General features: G+C 44.7%; 15 protein-coding genes, 1 tRNA gene and 1 pseudogene. 2 read left to right on the forward strand and 15 right to left on the reverse strand.

Features of this window, described 5'->3' with window-relative positions; genetic code table 11:
• Together B4033_RS03240 and B4033_RS03245 are read left to right on the forward strand one after the other, a co-directional pair.
• The coding region (locus tag B4033_RS03240) for an FAD-dependent oxidoreductase (RefSeq protein WP_286832070.1) at positions 1–1,292 on the forward strand (1,292 nt) is incomplete at its 5' end.
• Positions 1,293–1,294: 2 nt separating this feature from the next.
• Complete coding sequence (locus tag B4033_RS03245; RefSeq protein ID WP_048882207.1) at positions 1,295–2,143, forward strand: SAM-dependent methyltransferase; 849 nt, start codon at positions 1,295–1,297, stop codon at positions 2,141–2,143.
• 84 nt (positions 2,144–2,227) lie between these two features.
• On the opposite strand, the gene B4033_RS03250 is transcribed toward B4033_RS03245, so the two are convergent.
• The 15 genes and pseudogenes from B4033_RS03250 to B4033_RS03320 all read right to left on the reverse strand — a co-directional run.
• Positions 2,228–2,303: transfer RNA gene (locus tag B4033_RS03250), tRNA-Thr, on the reverse strand.
• A gap of 98 nt (positions 2,304–2,401) precedes the next feature.
• A complete protein-coding gene (gene trpE, locus B4033_RS03255) occupies positions 2,402–3,895 on the reverse strand; it encodes an anthranilate synthase component I (RefSeq protein WP_048882244.1) in 1,494 nt (497 codons plus the stop codon).
• A 108-nt stretch (positions 3,896–4,003) separates the two neighbouring features.
• Positions 4,004–4,670: pseudogene (gene gph, locus B4033_RS03260) on the reverse strand (phosphoglycolate phosphatase).
• 82 nt (positions 4,671–4,752) lie between these two features.
• Entirely contained in the window at positions 4,753–5,406 is a 654-nt protein-coding gene (locus B4033_RS03265) for an FHA domain-containing protein (RefSeq protein ID WP_286832074.1), read from the reverse strand.
• Positions 5,407–5,470: 64 nt separating this feature from the next.
• Positions 5,471–7,723: a type II secretion system secretin GspD gene (gene gspD / locus B4033_RS03270; RefSeq protein ID WP_286832075.1), complete on the reverse strand. Its 2,253-nt coding sequence runs from the start codon at positions 7,721–7,723 to the stop codon at positions 5,471–5,473.
• Positions 7,724–7,761: 38 nt separating this feature from the next.
• Positions 7,762–8,628, reverse strand: a complete 867-nt coding sequence (locus tag B4033_RS03275) for a type II secretion system protein N (RefSeq protein WP_286832077.1) — start codon at positions 8,626–8,628, stop codon at positions 7,762–7,764.
• Entirely contained in the window at positions 8,628–9,371 is a 744-nt protein-coding gene (gspN, locus tag B4033_RS03280; protein WP_004890585.1) for a type II secretion system protein N, read from the reverse strand. Before gspN ends, B4033_RS03275 begins: the two co-directional genes overlap by 1 nt.
• 184 nt (positions 9,372–9,555) lie before the next feature.
• Entirely contained in the window at positions 9,556–9,879 is a 324-nt protein-coding gene (locus B4033_RS03285) for an H-NS family nucleoid-associated regulatory protein (RefSeq protein ID WP_004813587.1), read from the reverse strand.
• A 145-nt stretch (positions 9,880–10,024) separates the two neighbouring features.
• On the reverse strand, positions 10,025–10,453 hold the full coding sequence (locus B4033_RS03290) for an acyl-CoA thioesterase (protein WP_048882238.1): 429 nt from the start codon (positions 10,451–10,453) through the stop codon (positions 10,025–10,027).
• A gap of 10 nt (positions 10,454–10,463) precedes the next feature.
• Positions 10,464–11,657 carry a heme biosynthesis HemY N-terminal domain-containing protein gene (locus B4033_RS03295; protein ID WP_286832081.1) on the reverse strand — a complete coding sequence of 398 codons (1,194 nt, stop codon included), beginning with the start codon at positions 11,655–11,657 and terminating at the stop codon, positions 10,464–10,466.
• Positions 11,658–11,663: 6 nt separating this feature from the next.
• Complete coding sequence (locus B4033_RS03300; RefSeq protein ID WP_286832083.1) at positions 11,664–12,491, reverse strand: hypothetical protein; 828 nt, start codon at positions 12,489–12,491, stop codon at positions 11,664–11,666.
• The gene (locus B4033_RS03305; protein ID WP_286832085.1) at positions 12,488–13,267 is read right to left on the reverse strand and encodes a uroporphyrinogen-III synthase; all 780 of its coding nucleotides are present in this window, start codon (positions 13,265–13,267) and stop codon (positions 12,488–12,490) included. Before B4033_RS03305 ends, B4033_RS03300 begins: the two co-directional genes overlap by 4 nt.
• A gap of 5 nt (positions 13,268–13,272) precedes the next feature.
• The gene (hemC, locus tag B4033_RS03310; RefSeq protein WP_286832087.1) at positions 13,273–14,193 is read right to left on the reverse strand and encodes a hydroxymethylbilane synthase; all 921 of its coding nucleotides are present in this window, start codon (positions 14,191–14,193) and stop codon (positions 13,273–13,275) included.
• A 106-nt stretch (positions 14,194–14,299) separates the two neighbouring features.
• Positions 14,300–15,040, reverse strand: a complete 741-nt coding sequence (locus B4033_RS03315) for a LytR/AlgR family response regulator transcription factor (RefSeq protein WP_286832088.1) — start codon at positions 15,038–15,040, stop codon at positions 14,300–14,302.
• A gap of 56 nt (positions 15,041–15,096) precedes the next feature.
• Positions 15,097–15,357: sensor histidine kinase (locus B4033_RS03320; RefSeq protein WP_414631404.1), on the reverse strand; the 261-nt coding region annotated here is incomplete at its 5' end.

Genomic DNA, 15,357 nt, shown 5'->3' on the forward strand with positions numbered 1-15,357 from the left:
TCGCAGTAATTGGTAGTGGCATGGCCGGACTGGCTACAGCCAGAATTCTTCAGGATGCAGGACATCACATCACTATTTTTGAAGCGCTGCAGGGGCGCGGCATGGACAGTCACAGCCTCGAGTTTGAAGGTGGACTAGTAGATGCTCCTTTGCGTGTGATGAATCCGTACTTGTGGAAAAATACGCTAAGTCTTGCGACTCATCTGGGGATCAAGACCTATCCGGTACGCACTTATATGGCGTGCAGCTGGTTATTTGAGGACCGGACTGAAACCTGGCTGACGACTTCGCGTAGCCGAATTGGTAACTTTCCGATTATCAATAACCGTAAAGGCCTTCAGCAGTATGGCTGGCGTCTGGTTAAAGGTTTATTACAACTAAAAACAGCGTTGAACAAATTCTTTAAATCTAAAAATCAGGATATCAGCCTGGCAGAATTTATTAATCGCAATGATATTGAAGAAGTATTCTGGCATGGTGCGGTGATGCCAGTGCTGTATACCATCTGTACCTGTAACCCAAAAACCATTGGTGAATGGCCAGCCAAGCCCTTATTGATTTTCCTACGTCAACTGACAGATGGCGATGCATTATTACGTATGCAGGGCGGTACACCAGCCTTGGTGGATAAACTGATTGAAGGCATCGACATTGTCAGTGGTGCAGCAACCACGCTGGTACAACAGCAGGGTGATCAGGTCCGTGTAGAAAATGCGGCGGGTTATTCCAAGTTATTTGACCGTGTCATCGTTGCTACACCCACCAATAAGATCGAGGAATTTCTTGATAAAGATCAGTTTGCAACAGATATTGAATTATTGAAAAAATTCCAGTTTGAGCAGGGGCAATTGGTAATTCATACCGATACCAGCGTTATGCCGCCGAAACGTAAAGACTGGGCAGTACTAAGCTATATGATGGACCGCAAGTTTACCCGTCAGCAGTTCACGGTATGGCTCAATGCGGTTGAACCGACATTGGTGGGTAAATCTCCGGTATTCCAGACCTGGCGCCCGGTGACTGATATCGATCCGAAGAAAGTTATTTCTTCTGTGACACTGACCCGCGCAGTGGTTGATGCGCATACTGTAGCCTTGAACAAGGAATTACAGCAACGTCATCTGGATCAGGACCGTAAGGTATTCTATTGTGGTTCATGGTCATGTGATGGCTTGCCAATTCTGGAATCTGCAGTTACTTCAGCGATGAAGATTGCAGAAATCTTTGGCGCACCATTGCCATTCGAGGGATTAAAACCGAATATTGAGGTTGCACCACAACTCGGTTATTAAGCATGAAACTGTTCCAGGCCTTTCGGCAGCGTCTACCCGAGCATAAATATGCTATTAATGCGGCATTGCTTGGAGATACTTCATTATTGCCCTGGAGCAATCTTGGTTACTGGCAGACAGGGCAGCAGGACTATGTTGCTGCTTGTCAGGCTTTGGCTGATCATCTGGCTGCAACCATTCATTTAAATTCAAAAGATAAATTACTGGATCTTGGCTGTGGCCAGGGTGCCAGTCTGCTGCATTGGCAGCAGCACTATCAGGTGCAATACCTGGCAGGCGTAGAGCTACAGAAAACTTGTGTTACCAGGATTCAGCAGCATTTACCTGAACTGAATGCAATTTATCATGCTTCTTTTCTTCGACTAAAAGATATCCATTTCCCACATAAGTTTAACGCTGTGCTGTGTCTGGATGCGGCTTATCACAATAGCGTACCAAGCTTGCTGGAACAGATAGTCCCAGTTTTGAATTCAAAAGCGCGAATCGGTTTTCATCATCTAGTCTTGTCTGAGCGCTGGAAAACTTTAAATTCATTTCAAAAGCGTAAATACCAGCTTTTGCTGAAATCAGCAGATGTCAATTTAAGTGATTTGATGCCGCTCGGTACGCTATATGAATGTCTGGATCAGTTTGAATTCACAGATGTTCAGGTTGAAGATCTGTCAGAATCAGTATTTGCCGGTTTTGCCAGGTATGTACAGCAGGATTTAAATTCAAAAAAAATGGTTCAGTCTGTAAAGACGTCCAGACTAGATGAATTTAAAATTCAGATGACCGCAAAACTATGCCGAAAGCTTTTTAAAGAAGGTGTGGTGCGGTATGTGCAGATCAGCGCAAAAGCAAAGCACTAGAACAGTGCCTGAAAAGATTAAGCCCGAAGAAAATGCAGACTCCAGAAACATCAAAGCCTCACTAAAAAAGCGAGGCTAAGAAAATGGTGCCGGCACACGGATTCGAACTGTGGACCTACTGATTACAAGTCAGTTGCTCTACCAACTGAGCTATGCCGGCGTTTCTTAGTGTTTCGTACGTTTCGTATCGGAACGGTGTGCAGTTTAGCAAAACTCAGAAACCATGCAAGTGTTTTTTTCAAAAAAAACATCAAAAACTCATAAAATCAAACCATTTGATGATAATTCAACCGCTTTGATCACTGCGCGAGCTTTTATTTGGGTTTCATTCCACTCAGATTCAGGGTTTGAGTCGGCAACCAGCCCTGCTCCCGCCTGAACATAGACCTTATTTTCACGAATGACACAGGTACGAATCGCAATCGACATGTCCATTTCGCCGTGCCAGCCTAAATAACCAACAGCACCACCGAAAATTCCACGTTTTACCGGCTCAACTTCGTCAATAATTTCCATGGCACGGATTTTTGGTGCACCCGAAAGCGTGCCTGCCGGGAAAGTTGCTTTAAAAACATCCAATGCGTCAACATCATCACGTACTTCACCTTGTACATTCGAGACAATGTGCATGACATGCGAATAACGCTCGATCACCATTTGATCAGTCACTTGCACTTTACCGATTTTTGACACCCGACCAACATCATTGCGTCCCAGATCAATCAGCATTAAATGCTCGGCAATTTCTTTTTCATCAGAAAGCAGATCTTTTTCCAATGCCAGATCTTCTTCTTTGGTTTTACCACGCGGACGCGTCCCTGCCAGGGGACGTACAGTAGCAATCCCATTTTCCAGACGAGATAAAATCTCAGGTGAAGAACCGACAATATGGAAAGGTGTCTTGTTTTCTAAGGTCTGCCCTTGTACCAGGAACAGGTAGGGTGATGGGTTAAGGTGGCGTAACGCACGATAGACCTGTAGAGGCTCACCATCGAAATCAGAGACCATACGGTGACCGGGTACTACCTGCATGACATCACCAGCACGGATGTACTCTTTCACTTTTTCAATAGAAGCAAGGAAGTTGCCATGCCCGGTTAATGACTCAAAATGTGGTGGAGTATGTTTTTCTGCTTTCAGACTGATTGGTGTTGCCAGAATATTTTCCAATTCATTTAATTTTTCATGTGCTTTTTCATATGCATTAGCATCATTCGTATCGGCATGCACAATCAAAAACAAGGTATCTTTGAGGTTATCAAATACGATCACTGTTTTAGACAGCATCATCCAGATATCTGGCAAGCCTACCGGATCAGCCTCAGGGACATTATTCAGCTTTGGCTCGATATAACGTACCGAGTCATAGCCAAAGTAACCGACCAGACCACCAGTAAAACTTGGTAAGGCAGGTAAGTCTGCTTGAGTCGGCACTTTAAACTGCGCCTGAAAGTCGCGAATGTATTGGAAGGGGTCTGAACAGTGCTGCTTTGCAATCGAGCCATCGGCATGTTGTACCGTCAGTTCACCTGCGTTACAGGAGAACACGGTAGATTCACCCAAACCGATGATTGAATAACGCGCCCAGTTCTCGCCCCCTTCTACAGATTCAAACAGATAAGCCTGTTGATGCTGTTTAAGGCGAGCGAAAATAGAAAGAGGTGTATCAGTATCGGCCAGGCGCTGACGGTAAACGGGAATCAGGTTATAGCCTTGCGCAGCAAGTTGCTGGAATTGTGCTTGAGTGGTCATTCGGTTTTTCTCTTTAAATTAGGGTTACTCAGTGTGTAAATAGAATTGGACTGAGCGACGCCATCGAAAAACCTTAGAACTATTCATTTTAATTCCCTAATACCCTAATTAAGCCAGCAGTTCACGTAGATCATCCACAATCTCCTGAGGATGGCTGTCTGCTATATTCTCACCATGATTATAGCCATAGCTGACTACAATACAATCTATACCAGCACGGCGTGCAGCTTCGACATCATTCACCGAGTCACCAATCATCAGCACCTGCTCCTTGCTGACAGCATAATGCTCAACACAATGCAGCAATTGACGCGGATCCGGCTTACGCTCGGTAAAACGGTCACCACCAATAGTGTCATCAAAATACTTCGCCATATCCAAAATATCTAAAATACTGCGTGCAGGCTGTTCGGGCTTTGGTCACACAAATGAGCTTTTTACCTTGTGCTCTACCCCATTGTAGAAATTCAATAATGCCCGGAAATGGTACGGTATCGACACATGGATCAGCATTGTAGACTTCCAGGAAAGTATTTAGTAATTCCTGATGCTGTGCTGGATCCAAACTTCCAGTCAGGTGCAGTAGTACGCTTTCACAAAACTTCGAAGTACCCTTTCCAATCCAGACTCGTACCTGTTCTTCAGTCACAAAAGGCAATTGCAGCACATTTAAGCTCATATTCATGGCACGATACAGGTCAGAAGCAGAATCCACCAAGGTGCCATCCAGATCAAATAAAATCAGCTCACGTTTATCCAGTTGTGCTACAGACATTTCTACCCTCTTTATGTTTATTCATCACGCAGCCACAAAAAAGGCATGCGATTGCATGCCTTAATTGTAACCAATACTTGGCTTATTTAAAGAATAGCCAGGCCATAATTGCTAAAATCACAATAACAATTAAAGAAATCAAACCGACTGAAGCATTTTTTTGCTGTTCCTTCGCTTCTTCTACACGAGAAACTGGTTGCTCAACAGGAATTGGTGTTGGTTCAGGTTTAACCGCAGATAAATCTATACCTTCAGGAATTGGCGCCGGTTTTGGAATACCGACATTGGTTGGCATACCATCACGAGTCAACTGGACTTCAGCATCACGTTCTTTTAGCTCTGGCATACCCTGATCATTCATCTGATGGGCAGCAGTCTTCTCAGCAGCCTCTTCAATAATACGTTCAGCTGTCTGTTCTAGTTCAGGCTCAACGATGACTTCTTGTGCTGGCTCAAGCACAGAGAATTTCAGGCTGGCAAACTGTACGATATCACCCTGTTTCAGCAATGCTTCTGAATCAATGCGCATATCATTGACAAAAGTACCATTTGAAGAACCCAGGTCTTGTACCCACAGTGCATTTTCCTTTATCAAAAAGGCAGCATGCTTACGCGAGATTTCTGCAGCCTGCAACACAATATCTGCTGCCTGATGACGACCCACCAGCATGTCACGGTCAATGCTAATTTCCTGTCCCGTCAGATCGCCAGTAATGGCTTGAATTTTCCAAGTCATAACATCCACTTCTCTTTTATTCTGTTACGTTGATCATAACATGCTGTTTGCAACTACCGCACCTCTAGCTTTTCGGACGCAACGTCGTGGTTGTCACTGTATTTCGGGTTTTTTCTACATTTTGTACTGGTTGCACAGATTGCTGTTGTACTACAGGTTCAATTGCAACTGGCGTAGTGACTACTGCCGTCGGCTGTGAGGCTACAGGTGCAGTTGGTACAGTTTGGTAATTCGACCCTACGGGTGTTTTAGAAACAGGGAGACGTTGTTGATATACATCATCCAGGTTTTCTGGCAGTTTGGCAAAATTACCATCCGAATCTAGCGCCAATTGCAAGCTATACAGCTGACTATAGCGCTGCTGGGAAATTTTACGTACTTCATTTTTATCCCCTACAATTGTTGGGTGAATAAAAATCAGCAGATTACGCTTCTGATTGGATTTACCTTCTGAGCGGAATAAACGCCCCAAACCAGGGATTGCACCCAAACCCGGTACCGCCTGACGACCGTAGCTGGTGTTATCTGAAATCAGACCACCGAGCACAATGGTTTGACCATGTTCAGCCAGAATTGAAGTTTTGATCGCACGTTTACTGGTGACCAGATCTGATGCCTGCCCCTTATCACGTGCAACTGCAGAAACTTCCTGCTCGACTTCCAGACGTACGGTTCCATTTTCACCAATATGCGGAATGACTTTTAATGTCACACCCACATCTTTACGCTCAATGGTGGTATAAGGATTGGCAACACCTGCCGCACCCGTAGAAACTGAGCCTGTTACAAATGGAACGTTTTCACCCACTACGATATAGGCTTCTTCATTATCCATGGTCACAATCGATGGCGTAGACAATAGATTCGACTTCGTGGTTTCTTTAAGCGCCTGAATCAGTGCACCATAGAGCTTTCGGGAACCGTCACTGCCTTCACGATAATCACCTATCACGAGTGAGGTCCCAGTACCAATTGCACTGCCTGCCCCTGCTGCACCACCAGTCAGATAGCCGGCAGCAATATTTTTCAGACTGGCACCAAAGTTATCAAAGTTAATCAGACCAATACCACTACTCAGATCACCAAGTGCCCACTGCACACCCAGCTGGTCAGCATCCGTACCTTCCACTTCCATAATCGCGGCTTCAATTAACACCTGCTGACGACGCGTATCCAGCTGATTAATCGCCGACTCGATTTCGCGCATCAGTTGTGGATCAGCCTTCACTACCAATGAATTCTGGGTCGCATCAGCAATAATACTGACACCATTGGCATTAAAACTGGTAATTCCTTGCTGGTTATTTCCTAATCCTGAATTTAACTGAATCCCGGAAGTAGAACCTTCCTGAGACATATTGGATGTAGAACTGTTATTACCCAATGTATTCAGCGAAGTTCCTGCGGAGCTGTTCTCTGAAGAAGAGCTCGAACGCCCCTGAGCCTGCCCAGAAACCAGTCCTTGTAAAATTTCAGCCAGGTTTTTGGCACTGGCATATTTCAGGCGAAAGACTTTTAGCCCCCCTAAACGATCCGCTGCAGGCACATCCAGTGTTTCAATAATCTGGCGAATACGCTTACGGGTTGCGGTATCGCCTTTGATGATAATCCGATTGGTCCGCTGATCTGCCATGACTCGTACACGTGCGCCTTTTAAATCCTTGGCAGAACCTGTAGCTGTCATGGACTCAATCAGGCCAATCATTTCCTCAGCCTGACTCGACTGCAAGGTAATGGCTTCCAGATCATTCTGACCGGTACCATCCAGATTACGCACAATGGTTTCCAGCTGGTAAATATTGCTAGCGCGATCGGAAACAATCAGAGCATTGGTTCCCGGTACAGCTGCCAGATGGGCGAACTGTGGCATTAGTGGGCGTAGTGCTGGAATCAGGTCATTCGGATTGGTATTTTCCAGCCAGATTACCCGTGTCACAATCTGGTCACCAGTCGCACGGTTACGGGCATCATACGGAATACCGGAGTTCTTGACGTTATTGTCTGGCACCAGTTTGATGGTATTCCCGGATGGGATCGCCACGACACCATTAACATTCAAAACCCCAAGAAACAGATCATAGACTTCAGCCCGGTTTAATGCCCGGTTTGAAATGACTGTGACATTGCCGCGTACCCTTGGATCAACGGCAAAATTTTTCCCCGTAATATCGGCTACTTCATTAATAAAAGCAGCCAGGTCTGCATCACGCAGATTGATTTTCCAGGTCTGCGCATAAGTTGCGGTACTGACCATAGCCACCAGAGGTGCGGCAACACAAAGCGCCCATGCTGATCGATTATTATTAAATAAAGCCATAAACCTAAATGCTTCCCAACCCTATATGTGATGACACATCACTTTAAATCCTGTTGAATGGTCATCACCTGATCACCACGTTTAATTTCAAGTTTTACCTGGCCCTGCTGTCGTGCCTGTTCCAGTAACTGCACTTCAGATTGTCCTGCAGTGACGGTTTGACCATTCAGGGATACAATCCGGTCGCCGGGTCTGAGACCGAGACGGTTACGCAGCACTGCCGGAGTTCGCGAAGTGACTTCATAACCCCCTTCACCTGCAGAAACTCCCATATTTTCCAGATACTGTTCGCGGTTTTCATTCATCTGCTGAATCGCGCGACCAATCTCATTCTGCGGTGAAGCAGGCTCATTTGTTGGCTGATTCGCTGATCCACCCCAATTTGAGGATGACGATGAACGCCCACTTTTCTGCTCATTACTCTGCCAAGGCTGATTTAAGCCATTTTCCAAGCCCTTAAAGAAAACTTCCTTACTCGCACCATTTTGCTGACGAATGATCACCCGATCCCAGTACACTTCAGCCAGCTCATAGCCGCTATTACCCAAGCTCTCGCCAACACGATAGCGATCGACCTGATCATTCAGCTTCAATACTGCTGAAGACAAATAGCTTGGACTGGCAACCATCACCCCTTGTAACAGAATATTGGAGACTTCCGCACTTGCCGCACTTTGTCCAGTTTCCTGAAATAAGGCGAAAGAGCTGATATTCGGAATCCGTGACTGCTGTGAGCCCAACTCTACACGTTCTACTTGCAGGGCTTGAGGCGGTGCAACGACCAGCCAGAATAGGGCTGCCAGTTTCCAGCACAGATACAGAATCAGTAAAACTAAAAGTGCGGGTGCTGCTTTATTAAACGTCTGTAGATCCAGCTGTTTAAATTTATCTATATTGATGGCCATCAGTTTAGGCCTCCCATCAACGGCTGACGGGTGCTGATGACATAAGTGTCCAGTCCAGCTTTACCTTCATAGGAAGGAACATTCAGTAACATACGCTGTGTCAGTTGCACATTCAGCATCAGATCGGGATCAAGTTCAATATTCAGCATTTTCTGATCACGACTATCGCGAACATCCAGCAATAATTTACCTGACTCATCTGCCAGCTTCCCGGCAAGAACAGGAACACTCATCCGCTCTTGACGCTGTGCAAAGGTATAGATCAATTCTCCCCCGGTCCAATTCAACTGACCACTCACATCACTAAAGCCATTTTGTTTCTTATATTTAAAATCGAGCTGCTTAAATTGAATTGCATTGGTTGGCCATTGCCAATCTGCCAGATTTTTCAAGGTTTCTGGTGCGACCTGTCCTTCCAGATTCCTGGCGACTAGCGTTTTGGTCAGACCGTAAGCCATTACACCGGCAAGTTTAGTATTGCCGCTATGTACTTCCACATTTGCCCCGAGACGCAATAATAGCAAATCCAATGGACGGACCTGCCAGTTGAGGCTGCCACGCAATTGACCTTTTTTCCAGTCAGCACTCCCCTGCCAAATATTGCCACTGACGTTATGCAGTACCTGATTATTTTTATAAAATTTTGAAATCAGCCAGGCAGCCGGCACCTGCAAAACCACAAAAATAAAAAAGGCGACTATGGCAAGAATTAACCATTTGAAAGTTTTCGGTTTACTGCTCATCCCACCCCAACCAATCCATCAATTTCAGTTCCTGTTTATGATTCTTTTCTTAATATAAGTACATTATGCATACTTTTTTCACCACGCCAATTGATGGGCATAAAAAAACCAAGCAATGATGCTTGGTTAAAGATATATAGATCATTTCCATGACTGACCTATGACAACATTCACAGTCAAATCTTTAGATCAGAAAATCTTCCAGCTTGGCACCTTGTTCCAGTTCTGCAACCAGCCAGCGTGGCTGTTTACCACGACCTGTCCAGGTTTCTTCCGGATTTGCTTTACTGCGGTAACGTGGTTCTACAGTCTTGCGAGATGATTTCTTGCGCTTAGAGGCACCGAACTCGAGCAACTGCTCAATGCTCATACCTACTTTTTCTGCAATGCTTAATACCTGATTATAAGCATCTTCGATTTCCTGGTCTTTTTTAGACGCAATTAATGCTTCAGCTTCAGCTTGTAAACGCTTTAACTCTTCAACTGATAAATTCGTAATGTCTGGCATAACTCTCTCCATAAAAATAATATTATTCGTTTTATAAATAACTTTTTCATAATATTTAGATTAAATAAAATATTCAATAAAAAAATTTGAACGGATAACAACAAATAATAAAATTAATTACAAAATTAAATAATTTTCTCGTATTTTAAACTGTATGTTCAACCGTATTTTCTAAATTTCTTATTATTTCCTGTACATCTTCAGGAATTGGCATTTTTTGCATGCTATTTTTATTTATGCAAACCAGAACCGCTTCAGAAATTGCCACCACACTTTGCTGCTGCTCACTCCATAATAAATAACTCATACGAAATGAGGTAGTACCTATATCTTCAATACGTGCACCGATTTTAAGTTGATCCGGATAAACCACAGGCTTTAAATAACGACATTGATTCGTAGCCACAACAGTTAATAATGGACCAACCAGTATATTTAATCGATCCAGATAAGCCAGTCGGGCACTTTCAATATAACGATAATACACCGCATTATTAACATGACCAAAGGCATCCATATCACCCCAAGCCACCCGTTGCTCAAAAATCACTGGATACTGCGCAAGTGATTCCATATATTATCCCCTATATTCTTGTATCAATAAAATTGGCATTTGATTCAAACACCTGATTCAGTTGTTGTTGTAACTCATCCTGCCCCTGCAAGGCAGATTTAATGCGCAGATAACTCATACGCACATCATCTGGATAGAGTGCAAGCAGTTGCTGGGCTTCCTCTACTCGACCCGCAGCTTGCAGTACATGCCATTTGGCAAATGTTAAGACCGGCACTGCTGTATATTTTTCTTCCCATAATGAAATTTGCTGGTTAATAACTTCATAATCAGGATTTTGTCGAAGTAATTGTTGCTGGAACCATAAATAAAATACGTCCTGATTAAATTGCTGTTCCAGTAAATGTACTGCTAGCGCTTCATGCTCGGCGCCCATTTCAGGCATTTTAAATAACAATTTCAGCCACAGTAGTTTGACCGTATAGTCACGTTTAAATATTTCTTCGCTTAAGTCGATATAGCGCTGTTGCAAGTATTTTAAATCTTCCTGATCCGCCTGTTCAAAAGCCAGTAATAATTGTTCTAGCCAAAGTGTTTTAGTATTTTGCTCTAAATGACCATATTGAGTTGATCTTAAATACAACCAGGGAAACTTTAAGGCAAATTGCCCCCATAATTTGGTTAATCTCTGCTCATAAGCTGATTTAACTTTAAACAGCCAAGGGGATAATTCATGCTGATTTAAGAATTCAAGATGGGTTAATGCCTGCTGACCATCCTGTTGCGATAAGTACACTTCAATACGCTGTAATTCAGCCAGTTCAAATGCCATTGGATTGGACTGATTTAAAGATTTTAAAGCCTCAGCAAAATCCTGCTGCCCCCAAGACAAACGTGCATGAATAATATCTTTTAATAATCCAGACTGGGCAAAAGACTGCTGAATAAAATCACGTTGATCCTGTGAGGCATTGAGCAGCCACACCACTGCCAGTTGTTCATAAGGATGTAAGTGATGAAAACTGAAAACGCGCTGTTTTTTGCGCTGCTCACGATTCAGATAACGCGTAACCGCATACCACAGCATATGCATGACAAAGCTGATCGTAATCAGTAGCACTGCCAGTATCCATAGACTGGTCTGTACCTGCCAGTTACGCCAGTACAGATAGACATACCCTGGTCCGTGACCGTAACTGAGTAGACTTAAAGCCGCAATACCGAGCAGACTGACAAATAAATAGGCAAGCAGAATCTGTTTCATAAGCGATCAGCTCATTAAGGTACGGGCATTCAGAGGAGGAACCGGTGTCAGCGGTATGGTGCGGATCTGTTCCAGCTGTTTAACCCATTGCTGGCTTTTCGCATCCGGTAATTGTTTGAGGACTTCAGCCACGGCACCAAGCGATTGTTGGAAAGGAATTTGTTGACTTTGCTGTAGCGCGTTTTCTGCCATCAATAGACGTAATTGCGCCTCTTTCAACACTAGTCCTCGCTGCATTAACATCGTACTTGGCTGCTGCACAGCTTCAATTTGAATCAGATTACGCCAGAAGGAACCAGACTCTGCCGGTGTGGCACTGTGCTGGGCTTTTAACTCCCTGGCAATTTCAGCATCCATTTGATTAAGTAAATCCCGGATTTTATTCTGCTGTACCAGACGACTATTGATGAACTGTTGCAACATTACCTGATCTTTACTGAGTACACGCTCCAAACCGTCTAATAAAGCCGGTGCAAGCGTATAATTCGGCAAATCCAGTTGCAGCTGACTGAGTTTTTCCAATGCTGTGCTGTATTGCTGCTGCTGCAAAGCGAACTCAATCAGGCTGAGTTGCTGACGAACCAGTTCGGCATCATGCGATTCAGGTGCAGTAGCTATCTGTGAGTTGGATACAACTGGTGCATCCTGGCGCTGTTCAGTTACCTGGCGTTTAAGTGCAACCACCTTGTCATTCAAACTGGCATTTTGCTGCTGCAATAGAGTAAAGCTGGAGCTGAGTTCTGTATGGGCCTGGCGCAAACTGAACAGGTCATAACTGATTTTGACCATCCAGGCGAATGCCACAATGAACAGCACGATTAAAATTTTCTTCATGAGTTCCCCAGTACTCGCTTCATCTCCCGTACGATCACATCGCTGCTCAGGTTCTCGAGTTGTATATACTCAAATGCTGCAGCATGATGTTGACGGTATTCCCCTAAAATAGCGGCCAAACGTGGGCCTAAAACTAAATAAATTCCCTTGCTGATCAGGGAGATGTCCTGCTGCATTAGCTGCACCCAGTTTAACCAGCTGGCTTCACTACTCATCAGAACCACATAATGACGATTGTCCTGCAATCGAGGCAAGAGCGCAGCTATAGCCTGCTGTGACTGAACCGGACACTGACGTTGATACAGTACAAAATTTAGTACTTCAACACCCTGTTGACGCAAATGCTCCATCATAAATAATCGACCGCCCTCACCTCGCCAAAAGGCTACAACAGCATCTTTTTCAAGACCATCTAGGATCGGTAATTGTAGCATTCCTTCAGAGGTTTCAATCTCAGGCACATGACTTTGAATGCCATATTGTAGCAATGCCTGTTCAGTGCTTCGCCCTACAGCAATCCACTGTATATGGGCCAATGTAGCCAGTTCAATGCCTGCCTGTGCCAGATATCGCATGCCAATCTGCACCGCAGTCGGACTCACCACCACAATGGCTTGAGCACGATTCAACTGCTGATACAAGCTATCCAATTCTGCTGAATAAGGCTGTGCAACCAGTTCCAGCAAAGGTAGCTCTACCACAGGAATTTGTGCTGCCTGTAACTGCTGTGTGAGTCGGACAGCACGATCCTGAGGACGAGTATTGATAAACAGCATGAATCTTATGAATATAGTGCTTTAAGCAAATCACCCGCACCTTGGGCCAGTAAATTCTGTGCCAGAGCCACACCGAGCTGCTCCGCCTGATTTACATCACCCTGTAGTTCTGCTCTTAATAAAGTGGCACCATCCACGCTACCCACACGGCCTTCGATGGCAATTTTACCATCCTGTAAAGTTGCATAACCTGCAATCGGCACCTGACAACCACCTTCCAGATAGGCATTAAATGCGCGTTCAGCACGGACACAGGCATCAGTCTCCGCATGTAAGAGTGGCAGGATCAGGTCAAGTACGGCCTGATCACGATCACGACATTCAAGACCAAGCGCACCCTGTCCCACAGCTGGCAAACTGACTGCAGGCTTAAGCGTATGACGAATACGATCTATCAGTCCCAGACGTTTTAAACCGGCACTGGCAAGAATAATAGCATCGTAATTGCCCGCATCGAGTTTCGACAGACGTGTGCCGACATTACCTCGCAGATCAATGATCTCAAGGTCCGGACGTGCCTTTAAAATCTGGCTTTTACGACGCAGACTGGATGTGCCTACTTTAGCGCCCTGTGGCAGCTCATCAAAGCTGGCATAGGTATTAGACACAAAGGCATCCAATGGGTCCTCACGTTCGCAGATCACTGCAAGACTTAAACCTTCAGGCAGTGCCATGGGTACATCTTTCATGGAATGCACGGCCAAGTCTGCACGACCATCCAGTAATGCAGCCTCAAGTTCTTTAACAAACAGGCCCTTGCCACCAATTTTTGCCAATGGGGTATCAAGAATTTTATCACCCTGTGTCACAAACGTGACCAACTCGACCTGAAGGTCGGCATGCAGTTCCTGCAGACGTGCACGGATATGCTCCGCTTGCCATAGTGCAAGAGGACTTTGTCGAGTTGCAATTTTTAGGGTCTTCATAAATTTCAAATACAGTGAATGAGAACAATAGTCTAAACTTAACCTGATCACTTTAAAATGCAAGTGAATTTATGCAAGTTTCAACTGCAACCCGATCCCATACGCTTCAGAGCTTATGAATGCGTTCACGTAAAAATGGTAAATGGCGCCGACTTACTGCAAGTCTTTCATCCAGCTCACGGCAACGCACCTGATACTGCCCCGAACTGACCACTTCCAGCCCATCCAGATAGTTCACAGACACCAGCGCATTGCGGTGAATCCTGATAAAATTCTGACCAAATTCCTGTTCCAAGTCCTTTAATGTTTCATCGATCAGGACACTGCCATTTTTATGCCGTACCGTGACATATTTCTGATCAGCCAGGAAATAGTAAATATTTTCCACAGGGACAAGCTCCACCCCGCGATAAGTCTTTGCCGCAATCTGATGGCGGCTGATATTGAGTTCTTCCATATTTTCTTTTTGTTTTAGTTGGCTCATCTGAGCTTGGGTAAGTTTGGTTAAATGCTCGAATAACTGTGCTAACTCCTGTTGCATCACTGGTTTGAGCAAGTAGCCTTCTGCATTCGACTTGAATGCATCAAGCGCATGGTGGTCATAGGCCGTACAAAAAACAATTGCCGGCATTGGGTCAAGCTGGCGCAGATGTTGTGCGCAACGCAGACCGTCCATTTCGGGCATTTGAATATCTAATAGAATGACATCGGGCTCGTGCTGATGGGCCAGATCAAGGGCTTGCTGACCATGGGTTGCGGTTGCAACCACAGTATGGCCGAGCTGGCTGACCAGGCGTGCCAAACGCTCTATGGCAAGAGGCTCATCATCACAGATCAGGATGTCCATTTATCCTCCTTCAGTTAACGGCATGTCATTGTTGTTAAGTTAACTGCATTTTATTGTTATTTATACTGATATTGCACAACCGTCGTAAAAATTCCCTTGCCGGCATAGGTTCTAAAGGTCACTGTCGGGCCATAATATGCCTTCAAACGCTGTCGAACATTTTCAATTGCAATACCATTTCCCCGCTTTAATGCTGCATGATCCTGTGAATATGGGTTTGTTATAATAATATTAATTTGATTTTGCAGGATTTCAATCAATATGCTTATCGTACTCTTTGTTAGAATTTTTTCAACTCCATGGAAAATACTATTTTC

Source organism: Acinetobacter sp. UBA3132, from assembly GCF_002364825.1.
Lineage (GTDB): Bacteria > Pseudomonadota > Gammaproteobacteria > Pseudomonadales > Moraxellaceae > Acinetobacter > Acinetobacter schindleri.